The following is a 14,787-nucleotide window of genomic DNA, read 5'->3' as shown; positions in this document are numbered from 1 at the left end:
GGGAGTCATCGGCCCGCGGCGCGGATCACGCCGGCCCGCTTCCGGCGCAGGGAGCCGGGCCGCCGGTCCCGGCCGCCCCGCGGGCCTCAGAAGGGGCGGGCGGGCCAGGGGCTGCCGGCCGGGCGGAGCGCGTCCAGACCGTCCCCGGCCCGGGCGGCCAGCAGCGCCAGCACACCCGTCACCAGACAGTTGTTCTGCAGCTCACCGGCGAGGATGCCGCGCAGGAGCTCGTGCAGCGGCGCCCAGGCGTGCTCCATGTCGGCCTCCTCCTCGGAGACCTCGAAGCGCTCGCCCTCCGCCGCCGAGAGCTGCCGGGCCAGATAGATCCGGATCGCCTCGTCGCTGCCGCCGGGCGTGGTGAACACATCGGTCAGGACCCGCCAGTCCCCGGCCTTGATGTGCGCCTCCTCGTACAGCTCGCGGCGCGCCGCCTCCAGCGGGTCCTCGCCGGGCACGTCCAGCAGGCCGGCCGGGATCTCCCACAGCCGGCGCCGCACCGGATGCCGGTACTGGCGGATCACCGCGACCCGGTCCAGCTCGTCGAGCGCCACCACGGCCACCGACCCCGGGTGGACCTGGTAGTCGCGGCGCATCACCCCGCCGTCCGGCATCCGCACCTCGTCGGTGCGGACCCCGGTGCGGGCGCCCATGTACGGGGTGGCCGTGGAGACCACCGGCCACTCGTCGTACGTGTCCTGGAACCGCTCACCCATGGTCAGGCTCCCTGCTGCGTGCTCTGGCGCTCGATCGCGGCCTTCACCAGGCCGGCGAAGAGCGGATGCGGACGGGTGGGGCGGGAGCGCAGTTCCGGGTGCGCCTGGGTGGCGACCAGGTAGGGGTGCGTCTCGCGCGGGTACTCCACGTATTCGACCAGCTTGTTGTCCGGGGAGGTGCCGGAGAAGACCAGTCCGGCCTTCTGCTCCAGCTCGCTCCGGTAGGCGTTGTTCACCTCGTAGCGGTGCCGGTGCCGCTCCTCCACGTAGGCCTCCCCGCCGTACACCTCGCGGACGATGGAGCCCTCGGCGAGCCTGGCCGGGTAGAGGCCGAGCCGCATGGTGCCGCCCATGTCGCCCTCACCGGCCACGATGTCGAGCTGCTCGGCCATGGTGGAGATCACCGGGTGCGGCACCGCGGGATCGAACTCGGTCGATCCGGCGCCGTCCACCCCGGCCAGGTTGCGGGCCGCCTCGATCACGATGCACTGCAGGCCCAGGCACAGCCCGAGCAGGGGGATCCGGCGCTCCCTGGCGTAGGTGATGGCCGAGATCTTGCCCTCCACGCCCCGGTCGCCGAAGCCGCCGGGCACGCAGACCGCGTCCACGTCGGAGAGCTGCTCGTGGGCCCCGGCCGGGGTCTTGCAGTCGTCGGAGGTGACCCACTTGATGCGGACCCGGGCACTGTTGGCGAAGCCGCCGGCGCGCAGCGCCTCGGTCACCGAGAGGTAGGCGTCGGGCAGGTCGATGTACTTGCCCACCAGCGCGATGGTCACCTCGTGCTCCGGGTGGTGCACGCGGCGCAGCAGGTCGTCCCACTGGGTCCAGTCCACGTCCCGGAACGGCAGGTCGAGCCGGCGCACCACATAGGCGTCCAGGCCCTCGCCGTGCAGCACCTTGGGGATGTCGTAGATCGACTTGGCGTCGATGGCGGCGACCACGGCGGCCTCGTCCACGTCGCACATCAGGGAGACCTTGCGCTTGATGGACACCGGGACGTCCCGGTCGGCGCGCAGCACGATGGCGTCCGGCTGGACGCCGATGTTGCGCAGCGCGGCCACCGAGTGCTGCGTGGGCTTGGTCTTCAGCTCGCCCGAGGGACCGATGTAGGGCAGCAGTGAGATGTGCACCACAAAGACGTTGTCCCGGCCCACCTCGTGCCGCACCTGGCGGACCGCCTCCAGGAAGGGCAGCGACTCGATGTCGCCCACGGTGCCCCCGACCTCGGTGATCACCACGTCCACGTCCGAGCCGGCCATCCGCCGGATGCGGCTCTTGATCTCGTTGGTGATGTGGGGGATGACCTGCACGGTGTCCCCGAGGTACTCTCCCCGCCGCTCCTTGGCGATCACCGTGGAGTACACCTGGCCCGTAGTGACATTGGCACTGCCGTCCAAGTCCACGTCGAGGAAGCGCTCGTAGTGTCCGATGTCCAGATCGGTCTCCGCCCCGTCGTTGGTGACGAAGACCTCTCCGTGCTGGAAGGGGTTCATGGTGCCGGGATCAACGTTCAGATACGGATCCAGCTTCTGCATGGTCACCCGGAGTCCGCGGGCCTTGAGCAGTGCGCCCAGACTGGACGCGGTGAGCCCCTTGCCGAGCGAAGAGGCGACGCCTCCGGTGACGAAGATGTGCTTGGTCGTCGTGGTCCTGGGCGGCATGGCCAAGAGGGGGCTCCCGTGGTCGCGAGGTGTTGTGCATACCAGCGGCTCCAGGTCAAGCCCTGGGGATCCGCCGTCGCTGCGGTTCGGGGGTTTGCGTCCCTCCGCTCCACGGGCTACCAGCGTATCAGCGACACTGGGGGGAGACCGGTCGTGCGGACGTCCGGACGGGCGGCCGGATCACACCGGAAACACCCGTTACCGCCTGGTCATACGGGTCGCCGGGAGCCGAACACCGGTTCTCCGGCGGGACGGTCCGGCGCTCACCCGAGCGGACCCGCAGGTGTGCGGCGTCCGGCACGCGGAACCAGTCCGCTGTGCGAGATTCGTCACGCGAAGCACATGACGCGGGCGTATTCTTCTCGGACTCTCTCAAGCAAGATTGACCACAATCCCCCATCCCCTGGGGGTCACTGGCACCGTTCGACTGGAGATGCTCGTGGCAGGGCGCATCGAGGATTACGCACTTATCGGCGACATGCAGACCGCCGCTTTGGTCGGCCGCGATGGCTCCGCCGACTGGCTGTGCCTGCCGCGGTTCGACTCCCATGCGGTCTTCTCCGCACTGCTGGGTACCGAGGAGCACGGTTTCTGGCGGCTGGGCCCGGCGTACGGACGGGATGCCGAACCGCCGCAGGCGACACGCCGCCGTTACAAGGGTGACTCACTGATCCTGGAGCAGGAGTGGGACACCCCCCGCGGCACCGTGCGGGTGACCGATTTCATGCCGCCCCGGGACGGCGCCCCGCAGCTGGTGCGGATCGTCGAGGGCGTGTCCGGCCGGGTGCCGATGCGCTCGGCGCTGCGGATGCGGTTCTCCTTCGGCTGGGTCGTGCCGTGGGTGCACAAGGTCGGCGAGCGCACGGTCGCGGTGGCCGGCCCCGACTCGGTGTGGCTGGACACCCCGGCCGACACCTACGGCGAGGAGCTGACCACCTACTCCGACTTCACGGTCGGCCCGGGCGAGCGGATCGGCATGGCCATCAGCTGGGAGCCCTCGCACAAGGGCGCGCCGCCGGTGGCCGAGGCCGAGGAGGCGCTGTCCGCCACCGAGGAGTTCTGGCGCGACTGGGTCGGCCAGTGCAACTACCACGGCCCGTACCGGGAGGCCGTGGTCCGCTCCCTGATCACCCTCAAGGCGCTGACCTACGCCCCCACCGGCGGCATCGTGGCGGCACCCACCACCTCGCTGCCGGAGGAGATCGGCGGCTCCCGGAACTGGGACTACCGCTACACCTGGCTGCGGGACGCGGCGATCACCCTGTCCTCGCTGCTGCGCACCGGCTACCGGGAGGAGGCCCGCGCCTGGCGCGAGTGGCTGCTCCGCGCGGTCGCCGGCGACCCGCAGAACCTGCAGATCATGTACGGCATCGCGGGCGAGCGGGAGCTGGGCGAGACCGAGCTGGACTGGCTCCCCGGGTACGAGAACTCCCGCCCGGTGCGGATCGGCAACGGCGCGGCCAGCCAGCTCCAGCTCGACGTCTACGGCGAGGTCACCGAGGCGCTGCACCTGGCGCACATGACCGGTCTGGCCCGCAACGACCACGCCAATCTGCTGCTGCTGAAGCTGATCCGCTACCTGGAGGACCACTGGGACGAGCCGGACGAGGGCATCTGGGAGGTGCGCGGCCCGCGCCGCCACTTCGTGCACTCCAAGGTGATGGCCTGGGTGGCGGTGGACCGGGCGGTGAAGCTGATCGAATCCGGCGAGGTGGACGGCCCGCTGGACCGGTGGCGGGAGCTGCGCGACGACATCCACCGCACCGTGTGCGAGCGCGGCTACGACAAGGAGCGCAACACCTTCACCCAGTCCTTCGGCTCCAAGGAGCTGGACGCCTCGCTGCTGCTGATCCCGCAGATGGGCTTCCTGCCGCCGGACGACAAGCGGGTGATCGGCACGGTGGAGGCCATCCAGCGGGAGCTGTCCACCCCGGACGGCTTCATCCTGCGCTACCCCACGGCCGGTGACGAGCCGGGCGTGGACGGGCTGCGCGGCGACGAAGGCGCCTTCCTGGCCTGCTCGTTCTGGCTGGCCGACGACCTGGCGATGATCGGCCGGGTGGAGGAGGCGCGGCGGCTGTTCGAGCGGCTGCTGGCGCTGCGCAACGACGTCGGGCTGCTGGCCGAGGAGTGGGACCCGAAGCTCAAGCGCCAGGTGGGGAACTTCCCGCAGGCGTTCAGCCACGTGCCGCTGATCGACACGGCACTGCGGCTGACCGCCTCCGGCGCCTACGGTGGCTGACGTCACGCGCGGCGGGCGCCGGGCGGCCGTCGGCCTCAGCCGGCGCCGCCCCGCCACCGGCTGAGGCCCCGCCACCGGCTGAGGCCTCCCGTCGGCGCGGCTGCGCACCGGTGAGGCCCCGTCAGCCTTTGCCTCGGCGTCCGAGGAAGGGCCAAGGGGCCCGGCGCGCCCGTGCTCCCGCCCGGTGCCGCCCCCCGGCGGTGCCTAACGCGGGTGGTGCGTGATCTCGTCGTAGATGCTGAGCACTTGGGCGACGGTGCTGTCCTCGGTGGGCCAGGTGGCGGCGCGGGCCTGGCCCGCCGCGGCCATCTCGGCCCGCCGCGCCGGGTCCGCCAGCAGCGCGGTGACCGCCTCCGCGACCGCCCCGGCGTCCCCGTAGGGCACCAGTTCGGCCGCGTCGCCCACGAGTTCCGGCAGCCCGCCGACGGCGGTGGCCACCAGCGGCACCCCGCTGCGCAGCGCCTCCTGGGCGATCAGCGAGCGGCCCTCCCAGCGGGCCGCCACCAGGGCCAGGTCCGCCTCGGCCAGCAGCCGCAGCACATCGGGCCGGCTGCCGAGCAGCCGCACCGGCAGCCCCTCGCGGTCGATGCGCTCCTGGAGCGCCGCACGGTCCCGCCCCTCACCGGCGATCAGCAGCAGCGGGCACGGATCGAGGCCGCGCCAGGAGCGGGCGGCGGTGAGCAGGGTGTCGTGGCCCTGGTGCGGGGCCAGGCGTCCCACGGCGAGCAGCAGCGGCCGTTCTCCCGCGCCCAGTTCGGCACGGAGCGCGGACGGCGAGGGGGCCGCTCCGCCCGCCCGCGGCCTGGTGTCCGGCTCCTCCGGGCTGCGCGGCGAGGGCAGCGCCACCGGCGCCAGCCGGGCGTCCCGGGCGCCGCGCAGCCGGGCCCGCTCCACCAGGTCGGAGGTGGCGCCGAGGACGACGGAGGCGGCACGTGCCACCCAGCGTTCGGTGAGCCGACGGACCCGGACCGCCGCGCCCCGCCCGCCGGGCCGGGTGTGCCAGGTGACGACCAGCGGGGTGTCGGTGCGGGCCACGGCGAGCGCGGCCACCGCACCGGCGCACAGGCCGTGGGCGTGCACCAGGTCGGCGTCGCCGCAGGCCTGGCGCAGCCGGGCGACGGCGTCGCGGCCGGCCAGGGGCGGAAGCGGGGAGAACCGGGCGCCGGTCTCGGCGAAGCGGTAGCGCCGCTCGGCGGCCCGCGGCGCGCAGACCGTGACCCGCAGGCCGCGGGCGGCCAGCCCGGCGGCCAGGGACCGGACGTGGACTCCGGTCGCGGTGCCCCCGCCGCTGAACAACTGGACGACGTGCAGCCGGGTACGGCCGCGCGGCAGCAGTGGGATGGTGGTCACGGCCGTGCTCCTGTTCGCTCGCGGGCGCCGCCGCGCGGGGTCCGTCCGGCGATCGGCCGTGGCCCCCTGGTCGCGGCTGCTCCACCATGATGCGGCCGGCGCCGTACGATTCCGCGCCCGCCCTCCCCTCGGCGCGGCTCGCCGGTTCGCCCCCGCGCCCCGGTCAGCCGCCCCGCGCGCTTCCCGTCCACCAACCCGCCGAAACCACCCGAACGAGCGATGTCCGCCCTGCTGTGCGGCGCGCATCTGCCCGCGCACCCGCGCCGGTCCGGTCCCCGCGGTGGCCCGCCGGAATCCCTCAGAGCGGCCGGTCCGGCCGGTCCCCGCCGTGCTCCCGCTGCACCCGCCGCTCCCGCTCCGCCCCGGCGCCGCCGTGGGCCGCGGGCAGCGAACGGGCGGCGGTGGCCAGCAGCTCCTCGGCGTGGGCCCGGGCCAGGGCGGAGTCCTCCTGCCCGGCCAGCATCCGGGACAGCTCACGGATGCGTCCCTCGCCGTGCACCACGGTCACCCCGCTGCGGGTCACCGACCCGTCCGAGGTCTTCTCCACCACCAGGTGCCGGTCCGCGAAGGCCGCCACCTGCGGCAGATGCGTCACCACGACCACCTGGGCGGTCTCGGCCAGCTTGGCCAGCCGCCTGCCCAGCTCCACCGCCGCCTTGCCGCCGACACCCGCGTCCACCTCGTCGAACAGATAGGTCGGCACGGGGGCGGCACCCGCGAAGACCACCTCGATGGCCAGCATCACCCGGGACAGCTCGCCGCCGGAGGCACCCTTGGCGATCGGCCGCGGCTGGGCCCCGGGATGCGGGGCGAGCAGCAGCTCGATCTCGTCCGCGCCGTGCGGCCCGTAGGCCACGGTGCGGCCGTCGGCGAGCCGCACCCACTCCCCGCCCACGGAGCTCTCCGGCACCTCGGTCTGCCGCACCGCCACCCGGATGCGGGCGTGCGGCATGGCCAGCTGGGTCAGCTCGGCGGTGACCGCCTCGGCGAACCGCCCGGCGGCCTCGGTGCGGGCCTCGCTCAGAACCTGGGCAAGTTCGCCCAGCCGGCCGCGCAGCGCCTCGTGCTCGGCGGTGAGCTCACCGATCCGCTCGTCGTCGCTGTCGAGTTCGGCGAGCCGGGCGGCGCCCTTCTCCGCCCAGGCCAGCACCGCGTCGATGTTCTCCCCGTACTTGCGGGTCAGGTGGGTGAGCACCGCGCGGCGCTCCTCCACCGCCGCCAGCCGCCGCGGGTCGGCGTCCAGGTCGTCGGCGTACCCGGCGAGGTCTCCGGACACGTCGGTGACCAGAATGGCGATCTCGGCCAGCCGGTCGGCCAGCGCGGCCAGCGCCGGGTCGTGGCTGCGGACCGCCTCCAGGGCCCGGTGCGCACCCGCGATCAGGGTGCCGGCGTCCACGCCCTCCGGGTCGGCCGGGTCGCCGGCCAGCGCGGCGTGCGCCGCCGATGCCGCGGTGGCCAGCGCGTCGGCGTGGCCCAGCCGCTCGGCCTCGGCGTCCAGTTCGGTGTCCTCACCCGGCCGCGGCTCGGCGGCGGCGATCTCCTCCAGGCCGAAGCGCAGCAGGTCGGCCTCCCGGGCGCGCTCCCGGGCCCGGGTGGTGATCTCGGTGAGTTCGGCGGCCGCGGCACGCAGCCGCTCGTAGGTCTCCCGGTATGCGGCGAGCGGCCCGGCGACCGCGTCCCCGGCGTACCGGTCCAGGGCCTCGCGCTGCCGGGCCGGGCGCAGCAGGCCCTGCTGGTCGGTCTGGCCGTGCACGGCCACCAGCTCCTCGCCCAGCTCGGCCAGCAGCCCGACGGGCGCGGAGCGGCCGCCGACGTGCGCCCGGGAACGGCCCTCGGCGGACACGGTGCGGCTGAGGATGAGCGCGCCCTCGTCGAGTTCGGCGCCCGCCTCGGCGGCCCGGCGCGCGGCCGGGGCCTGCGGCGGCAGGCTGACCCGCCCCTCCACGACGGCGCCCGTGGTGCCGGCCCGGACCAGGCCCGGGTCGGCCCGCCCGCCGCACAGCAGCCCCAGGCTGGTGACGACCATGGTCTTGCCTGCCCCGGTCTCGCCGGTCACCGCGGTGAAGCCGGACGACAGCTCCACCACGGCGTCGTCGATCACGCCCAGGTTCTTGATCCGCATCTCCTCCAGCACGGTACGACCATACGCAGTCCGTACGGCGGCGCGCGACGCTCCTCCCCGGAACGCGTGCCGCGCCGGGCCGGCGCTAGCGGGCGGCGCCGCGCCAGCCGGCCACGGGCAGCGCGAACTTGGCCACCAGTCGGTCGGTGAACGGCGCCTGGTGCAGGCGGGCCAGCCGCACCGGCACGGCGCCGCGCCGCACCTCCACCCGCGCGCCGGCCGGCAGGATGACGGTGCGCCGCCCGTCGCACCAGAGCACGCCGTGCTGGCCGCCCGGCTGCACCTCCACCGCCAGCACCGAGTCCGGCGCGGTGACCAGCGGCTTGGCAAAGAGCGCATGGGCGCTGATCGGCACCATCAGCAGCGCCTCCACCTCGGGCCAGACCACCGGGCCGCCGGCCGAGAAGGCGTAGGCGGTGGAGCCGGTGGGCGTGGCGCAGACGATGCCGTCGCAGCCGTAGCGGGAGACCGGGCGGCCGTCCACCTCGGTGACCACTTCGAGCATGCGTTCCCGGGCGGCCTTCTCCACGGTGGCCTCGTTGAGCGCCCAGTCACGGTACACCGGGGGCCCGGTGGTGGAGCCGTCGTTGTAGACCAGGACGTCCAGGGTCATCCGCTCCTCGACCACGTAGTCGCGGCGGACCACCCGGACCACCACCTGGTCCAGGTCGTCCCGCTCGGCCTCGGCGAGGAATCCGACCCGGCCGAGGTTGACGCCGAGCATGGGCACCCCGGAGGCACGGGCGAACTCGGCGCCGCGCAGCAGGGTGCCGTCGCCGCCGAGCACCACCAGGAGTTCGCAGCCCTCCACCACGTCCGGCTTGGCCTCGACCTGCTCGACCTCGTCGGGCAGGGGCAGGTCCTCGGCCTCGTCGGCCAGCACCCGCACCCCGATGCCGTGTGCCAGCAGTCCGCGCACCACGAGTTCGGCGCTGCGGACGGCGGCCGGCCGTCCGGTGTGGGCGAGCAGGAAGACGGTGCGCGGGGCGAGGACGCTCCCGTCGGTACTGCCACTGGTCACTGCGGTCCCTCCGTCACGGCGCGGTCGACCTCCTCCGGGTCGAGCGGTGGTGCCCCGGCCCGGAGCCACAGGAAGTACTCGACATTGCCCGATGGTCCGGGCAGCGGGCTGGCGGTGACGCCGAGCACGCCCAGGCCCAGTCCGGCGGCCTGGCCGGCGACCGTGCGGACGGCCTCGGCGCGGAGTTCCGGACTGCGGACCACGCCGCCGCTGCCGAGCCGTTCTCTGCCGACCTCGAACTGTGGCTTGACCATCAGTACCAGATCGGCGCCGGGAGCGGCACAGCGCCTCAGCGCGGGCAGCACCAGTCCGAGCGGGATGAAGGAGAGATCGCCGACCACCAGGTCGACGGGTTCGCCGCCGAGGTCCTCCGGGGTGAGGTCGCGGACGTTGGTGCGGTCCCTGACCACCACCCGCTCGTCGGCCCGCAGGGACCAGGCGAGCTGGCCGTAGCCGACGTCCACGGCGATCACCCGGGCGGCGCCGGCCCGCAGCAGGACATCGGTGAAGCCGCCGGTGGAGGCACCGGCATCGAGCGCGCGGCGGCCGGCCACGGTCAGGCCGCGCGGGGTGAAGGCGGCCAGCGCACCGGCCAGTTTGTGGCCGCCGCGGGAGACGTAGCCGGGGTCGCCGCCGTCCTCCCGGACGAGTACGGCGGCGCCGGTGGCGACCTGGGTGGCGGGCTTGGCGGCGGTCACTCCGTCGACGCTGACCCGGCCGCCCTCGATCAGGGCGCGGGCGTGCTCCCGGGAACGGGCCAGCTTGCGGCGGACCAGTTCGGCGTCGAGCCGGGCGAGCCGGCGGCGGGTCGCTGCTGCCACGGACGGTTCAGCTCCTGGGGTCGTGAGGGTGCCTCCCGGGGCCGCCGGGGCGCGGGCCGGGGGCCGGCGGTCCGGGCGGCTGCGGCTGGTCGAGCGCGGTCAGCGTGTCCCGCAGGCCGCGGTGTACATCCTCGTACACCTCCAGGTGGGCCGGCACCGGGAGGTCGTCGGCGGCGGCCAGCCGGTCCAGCCGGGCGTCCACAGCGCGGTGTCCGGTGGGCTGCACGGTGATCCCCAGCGGGCGCGGCGCGTCGGCCCGTTCCTCGTCCTCCTCGTCCTCCTCCACGGCTGCGTCCGCCGGCTCCGCCGTCCCGCCCGGCCCTTCCTCTCCCGCCGTCTCCGGCACGGCGTCCGGAGCGCCACCCGGTGCGCTGTCCGGCGCGGACTCGGACTCGGGCACGGACTCGGGCACGGACTCGGGCACGGGCACGGGCTCGGGCACGGGCTCCCGGGCGGGCTCCGGAGCGGCGTCCGGGCGGTGCTCGGTCCCGGGGCGAACGGGCTGGTCCATGCCCCCGACGCTACCCCGTCCGGCCGCCTCAGCCGGTGAGTGACCCCCCGCGGCGCCGCGCCGCCGGGATCACCAGCGGGGTGCCCGTCTCCGGGTCGTCGATCACCCGGCAGGGCAGGCGGAAGACCTCCTCCACCAGCTCGGCGGTGATCACCTCGCCCGGTCTGCCCTGGGCGACCAGCCGCCCGTCCCGCAGCGCGATCAGATGCGTGGCGTAGCGGGCCGCCTGATTGAGGTCGTGCAGCACCGCGACCAGGGTGCGGCCCTCCTCGTGCAGCCGGGCGCACAGGTCCAGCACCTCGATCTGGTGGGCGATGTCCAGGTAGGTGGTCGGCTCGTCCAGCAGCAGCAGCGGCGTCTGCTGAGCCAGCGCCATGGCGATCCAGACCCGCTGGCGCTGCCCGCCGGAGAGTTCGTCCACATAACGGTCCGCCAGGTCCCGCACCCCGGTGCCGGCCATGGCCTCCTGCACCACCCGCTCGTCCTCGCGCGACCACTGGCGCAGCAGCCCCTGGTGGGGGTAGCGCCCGCGGGCCACCAGATCGGCCACGGTGATGCCGTCCGGCGCGGTGGCGCTCTGCGGCAGCAGACCCAGGGTCCGGGCCACCTGCCGGGCCGGCCGGGCGGAGATCTCCTGGCCGTCCAGCAGCACCGCGCCCCGGGTGGGCCGCAGCATCCGGGCCAGGGCGCGCAGCAGGGTGGACTTGCCGCAGGCGTTGGGGCCGACCACCACGGTGAAGGACCGGTCGGGGACGGCCACCGACAACTCCTCGGCGATGACCCGCCGGTCGTAGGCGAGTGTGACGCACTCGGCGCGCAGCCGGCTCTGCCCGGCCGACGAATCGGTGTTCATGGTCGTGCTCCTGTCCTGCCGGTCTCTGCCTGTTGCGGGGCCGTCTCCGGGCCGCGGCAGCGCGCCGGGGCCGCGGGGCGCGAAGGCGGGCCGTGCCGGGTTCATACGCGTCCCGCCCGGCGCTCGGTCCACAGCAGCCACAGCAGGTAGCCGCCGCCGAGCACGCCGGTGAGCACGCCCACCGGCAGCCGCCGTTCGCCGAAGGCATGCTGCGCGGCCAGGTCCGCGGCCACCATCAGCAGCGCCCCCATGGCCGCCGCGGGCAGCAGCTGGGGACCGTCCGCCCTGGTCAGCCGACGGGCCAGCTGGGGTGCGGTGAGCGCGACGAAGGCGATCGGCCCGGCCGCCGCGGTGGCCGCGGCGGTCAGCAGCACGGCCCCGCCCATCACCACCACGCGGGTGCGTTCGGCGGCCACGCCCAGGGACCGGGCCGCGTCGTCGCCCATTTCCAGCATCCTCAGCGGGCGGCCCTGGCTCAGCACCACCGGGACCAGTACGGCGCAGGCGGCCAGCAGCGGCCAGACCTGCGACCAGTCGCGCCCCTCCAGGGAGCCGGTCATCCAGATCACCGCCCGGGCCGCGTCCACCAGGTCGGCCTGGGTGAGGAGGTAGTGACGCACGCCGCCGAGCAGCGCCGCGGCTCCGATGCCGACCAGGACCAGCCGGTAACCGTGGATGCCGCGCCGCCAGGCCAGCAGATAGACCGCGAGCCCGGTGAGCACGCCACCGCCGACCGCGCCCACCGCCACCACCGCGCTGCTGCCCTGCAGCAGCACGATCGCCACCAGCGCGCCCGCGGCCGTGCCCTCGGTGAAGCCGATGATGTCCGGGCTGCCCAGCGGGTTGCGGGAAACGGCCTGGAACACGGCACCGGCCAGGCCCAGGGCCACCCCCACCAGCAGGGCGACCAGCAGCCGCGGCAGCCGCAGGTCCCGCACGATGAACTCCTCGGCCGCGCTGCCGTGCCCGGCCAGGGTGCGCAGCACCTCCGCCGGCCCCAGCGGATAGTCACCGGTACCGACCAGCAGCACACCGACGGCCAGCGCGTTCGAGGTGAGCAGCAGCAGCACGACGGCGCTGCGCGGTGCGACGCGCACCGAGAGGCCCCCGGGCGTGCGCAGCACGGCGGACCGGGGCGCCGTGCCGCGGTGGTGCCGGCGGTGCCGGCGGACCGTACGGATCACAGCTGCACCATCCTTCGGCGGCGCACCAGGCCGATGAAGACCGGACCGCCGACCACCGCGGTGACCACGCCGACCTGGAGCTCGGAGGGCGCGGCGACCAGCCGCCCGGTCACGTCCGCGCCGAGCAGCAGCACCGGCGCGAGCACGAAGGCGTACGGCAGGATCCAGCGCATGTCCGGCCCGGTGATGCTGCGCACCAGGTGCGGCACGATCAGGCCGACGAAGACGACGGGACCGCAGGCGGCGGTGGCCGCGCCGCAGAGCAGGGTCACCGCGGTCATGGTGGCGATCCGGGTGTTGCCGAGCCGGGCGCCCAGCGCGCGGGCGGTGTCGTCGCCCAGCGCCACCGCGTTGAGCGGCCGGGCGAGCAGTGCCGCCAGGACGAAGCCGGCGACGAGGAAGGGCAGGACCTGGACGATGGTGTCCATGCGGGCGGAGGCCAGCGAGCCGACGGTCCAGAACCGCATCCGGTCCAGGGCGGCGGTGTCCAGCAGGATGGCGGCGTTGACATAGCCGTAGAGGGCGGCGGTCACCGCGGTACCGGCCAGGGCCAGCCGGACGGGCGTGGCCGAGCGGGTGCCGGCCAGCGCGTAGACCAGCACGGAGACGGCGGCGGCGCCCAGGAAGGCGAACCAGACGTAGCCGTGGAAGGAGCCGATGCCCAGGAAGGCCATGGCGGACACCACGGCGGCCGCGGCTCCGGCGTTGACACCGAGCAGGCCGGGCTCGGCCAGCGGGTTGCGGGTGAGCGCCTGCATCAGGGCGCCGGCCAGGCCGAGAGCGGAGCCGGCCAGCAGTCCGAGCAGGGTGCGCGGCACACGCAGTTCGCGCACCACCACGTCGATGTCGCTGCCGGTGGGACGGACCAGGGAGTTCCATACCTCGCCGGGCGGGATGGACTTGGCGCCCAGCGCGATGCTGGCGGCGGTCACCAGCATCAGCAGCAGGACGGAGAGGAGCAGGCCGCCGGCCCGGGTCAGCGGACGGCGGGTGCACGGCGGCGGGCCGGACGGCCCGTCCGGCCCGCCGCCGTGCGGGTCCGTGTCCTTCGCCTGCGGGGCTTCGACGGCGGCCGCCGTCACGCCGGGGTCCTGACGCTGCAACCTTCACGCATGTGATGAGGTTAGCCTAACCTATCCCCAGAGCTTCACTGAGAGGTCCGAGCGCGTCATGACCACATCCCGCACCACACCGACCCGGCGTTCCCTGCTCGCCACCGGAGGGGCCCTGGGCGCCGGCGCTCTGCTCGCCGCGTGCGGCAGCGGCTCCGGATCCGCCGGCACCGGCAGCAGCAGCGGCAGCGGCAAGGACACCGGCGGCACCGAGGGCTCGGGCTCCTGGAGTTTCACCGACGACCGCAACACCACCGTCGAACTGGACAAGACCCCCGAGAACATCGTGGCCTTCGTCGGCACCGCGGCCGCGCTGTACGACTACGGCGTGCACTGCGTCGGCGTCTTCGGCCCGACGGTCACCGACAGCGGCGACCCCGACGTCCAGGCCGGCGAGCTGAATGTCGACAAGCTGACCATCCTGGGCAATGCCTGGGGCGAGTTCAACGTCGAGAAGTACGCCCAGCTCGCCCCCGACCTGCTGGTCACCAACATGTTCGTGGAGAACGGCCTCTGGTACGTGCCGGAGGAGAGCGCCGAGACCATCGGCGGCCTCGCCCCGACCGTCGGCATCGCCGTGGCCCCGGCCGCCCTGCCCTCCACCACCCTGCTCAGCGCCATCGAACGCACCGCCGAACTGGCCGCGAGCCTCGGCGCCGACCTGACGGCCCGGCAGAACACCGAGGCGAGGACCCGGTTCGAGGAGGCCGCGGAATCGCTCCGGCAGGCCGCCCGGGACAGCGGGGGCCTGACCGTGCTGGCCTGCTCCGGCGACCCGGACCTGTTCTACGCCTCCGACCCCGCCGCCTCCGCCGACCTGGCGTACTTCAAGGAGCTGGGCGTGGAGATCATCACCCCCGACAATGTCGAGGGCGGCTTCTACGAGAGCCTGAGCTGGGAGAACGCCGACAAGTACCAGACCGACCTGATCATGCTGGACAACCGCAGCAGCGCCCTCCAGCCCGCCGACCTGGCCGACAAGCCCACCTGGACCCGGCTGCCGGCGGTCGAGGCCGGACAGGTCATCGAGTGGACCACCGAGCCGCGCTACTCCTACGCCGGCTGCGCCCCGCTGCTGGAGGCGCTGGCCGAGGCGCTCCGCGGCGCCCAGCGCGTCAGCTGAGCCCGCGGACGCGGTACCACCCGGCGGGACAGCGGCCCGCACAGCGCGCCGCGGCCGGGGCGCGGGCGGGCCGC

Annotated in this window: 12 protein-coding genes; 2 read left to right on the top strand and 10 right to left on the bottom strand. The window is 74.5% G+C overall.

The genetic code is table 11. The annotated features are described in order from the left end of the window. Positions 1-86: 86 nt before the first annotated feature. The gene (locus GQS09_RS21260; RefSeq protein ID WP_165988697.1) at positions 87-713 is read right to left on the bottom strand and encodes an NUDIX hydrolase; all 627 of its coding nucleotides are present in this window, start codon (positions 711-713) and stop codon (positions 87-89) included. A gap of 2 nt (positions 714-715) precedes the next feature. Further along, positions 716-2,374, bottom strand: a complete 1,659-nt coding sequence (locus GQS09_RS21255; RefSeq protein WP_165988695.1) for a CTP synthase — start codon at positions 2,372-2,374, stop codon at positions 716-718. A gap of 433 nt (positions 2,375-2,807) precedes the next feature. Between GQS09_RS21255 and GQS09_RS21250 the strand changes: the two genes are divergently transcribed. Then, entirely contained in the window at positions 2,808-4,616 is a 1,809-nt protein-coding gene (locus GQS09_RS21250; protein ID WP_165988693.1) for a glycoside hydrolase family 15 protein, read from the top strand. Positions 4,617-4,820: 204 nt separating this feature from the next. Here the strand turns inward: GQS09_RS21250 and GQS09_RS21245 are convergent, their stop codons facing one another. The 8 genes from GQS09_RS21245 to GQS09_RS21210 form a co-directional block, all read right to left on the bottom strand. Further along, entirely contained in the window at positions 4,821-5,966 is a 1,146-nt protein-coding gene (locus GQS09_RS21245) for a glycosyltransferase family 4 protein (protein WP_313896252.1), read from the bottom strand. Between the two features lie 298 nt (positions 5,967-6,264). Further along, on the bottom strand, positions 6,265-8,088 hold the full coding sequence (gene recN / locus GQS09_RS21240; protein WP_165988704.1) for a DNA repair protein RecN: 1,824 nt from the start codon (positions 8,086-8,088) through the stop codon (positions 6,265-6,267). 85 nt (positions 8,089-8,173) lie between these two features. Next, a complete protein-coding gene (locus tag GQS09_RS21235; RefSeq protein ID WP_165988689.1) occupies positions 8,174-9,109 on the bottom strand; it encodes an NAD kinase in 936 nt (311 codons plus the stop codon). Further along, positions 9,106-9,930: a TlyA family RNA methyltransferase gene (locus GQS09_RS21230; protein WP_165988687.1), complete on the bottom strand. Its 825-nt coding sequence runs from the start codon at positions 9,928-9,930 to the stop codon at positions 9,106-9,108. Before GQS09_RS21230 ends, GQS09_RS21235 begins: the two co-directional genes overlap by 4 nt. Before the next feature lie 7 nt (positions 9,931-9,937). Then, positions 9,938-10,441: a hypothetical protein gene (locus GQS09_RS31040; protein ID WP_399552574.1), complete on the bottom strand. Its 504-nt coding sequence runs from the start codon at positions 10,439-10,441 to the stop codon at positions 9,938-9,940. A gap of 28 nt (positions 10,442-10,469) precedes the next feature. Then, positions 10,470-11,294, bottom strand: a complete 825-nt coding sequence (locus GQS09_RS21220) for an ABC transporter ATP-binding protein (protein WP_165988685.1) — start codon at positions 11,292-11,294, stop codon at positions 10,470-10,472. Between the two features lie 101 nt (positions 11,295-11,395). Next, positions 11,396-12,475, bottom strand: coding sequence for an iron chelate uptake ABC transporter family permease subunit (locus tag GQS09_RS21215; RefSeq protein ID WP_165988701.1), 1,080 nt, complete (start codon positions 12,473-12,475; stop codon positions 11,396-11,398). Next, on the bottom strand, positions 12,475-13,458 hold the full coding sequence (locus GQS09_RS21210) for an iron ABC transporter permease (protein ID WP_243761625.1): 984 nt from the start codon (positions 13,456-13,458) through the stop codon (positions 12,475-12,477). The genes GQS09_RS21215 and GQS09_RS21210 overlap by 1 nt, the downstream gene beginning before the upstream one ends. Before the next feature lie 190 nt (positions 13,459-13,648). Here GQS09_RS21210 and GQS09_RS21205 point away from each other — a divergent pair, with 190 nt between their 5' ends. Beyond that, positions 13,649-14,713: an ABC transporter substrate-binding protein gene (locus GQS09_RS21205; protein ID WP_165988683.1), complete on the top strand. Its 1,065-nt coding sequence runs from the start codon at positions 13,649-13,651 to the stop codon at positions 14,711-14,713. The last annotated feature ends 74 nt before the right edge of the window (positions 14,714-14,787 follow it).

The organism is Streptomyces sp. YIM 98790, assembly GCF_011421595.1.
In the GTDB taxonomy this organism is placed as follows: domain Bacteria; phylum Actinomycetota; class Actinomycetes; order Streptomycetales; family Streptomycetaceae; genus Streptomyces.
Note: the sequence above shows the minus strand (reverse complement) of the source record. Positions and strands in the feature narration are given on the sequence as shown.

Bases quoted from the DNA above. Each gene is read 5' to 3' on its own strand.
- GQS09_RS21255 (WP_165988695.1), bottom strand. From the start codon at position 2,374: ATGCCGCCCAGGACCACGACGACCAAGCACATCTTCGTCACCGGAGGC.
- GQS09_RS21250 (WP_165988693.1), top strand. From the start codon at position 2,808: ATGCTCGTGGCAGGGCGCATCGAGGATTACGCACTTATCGGCGACATG.
- GQS09_RS21205 (WP_165988683.1), top strand. From the start codon at position 13,649: ATGACCACATCCCGCACCACACCGACCCGGCGTTCCCTGCTCGCCACC.
- GQS09_RS21260 (WP_165988697.1), bottom strand. From the start codon at position 713: ATGGGTGAGCGGTTCCAGGACACGTACGACGAGTGGCCGGTGGTCTCC.
- GQS09_RS21220 (WP_165988685.1), bottom strand. From the start codon at position 11,294: ATGAACACCGATTCGTCGGCCGGGCAGAGCCGGCTGCGCGCCGAGTGC.
- recN (WP_165988704.1), bottom strand. From the start codon at position 8,088: ATGCGGATCAAGAACCTGGGCGTGATCGACGACGCCGTGGTGGAGCTG.
- GQS09_RS31040 (WP_399552574.1), bottom strand. From the start codon at position 10,441: ATGGACCAGCCCGTTCGCCCCGGGACCGAGCACCGCCCGGACGCCGCT.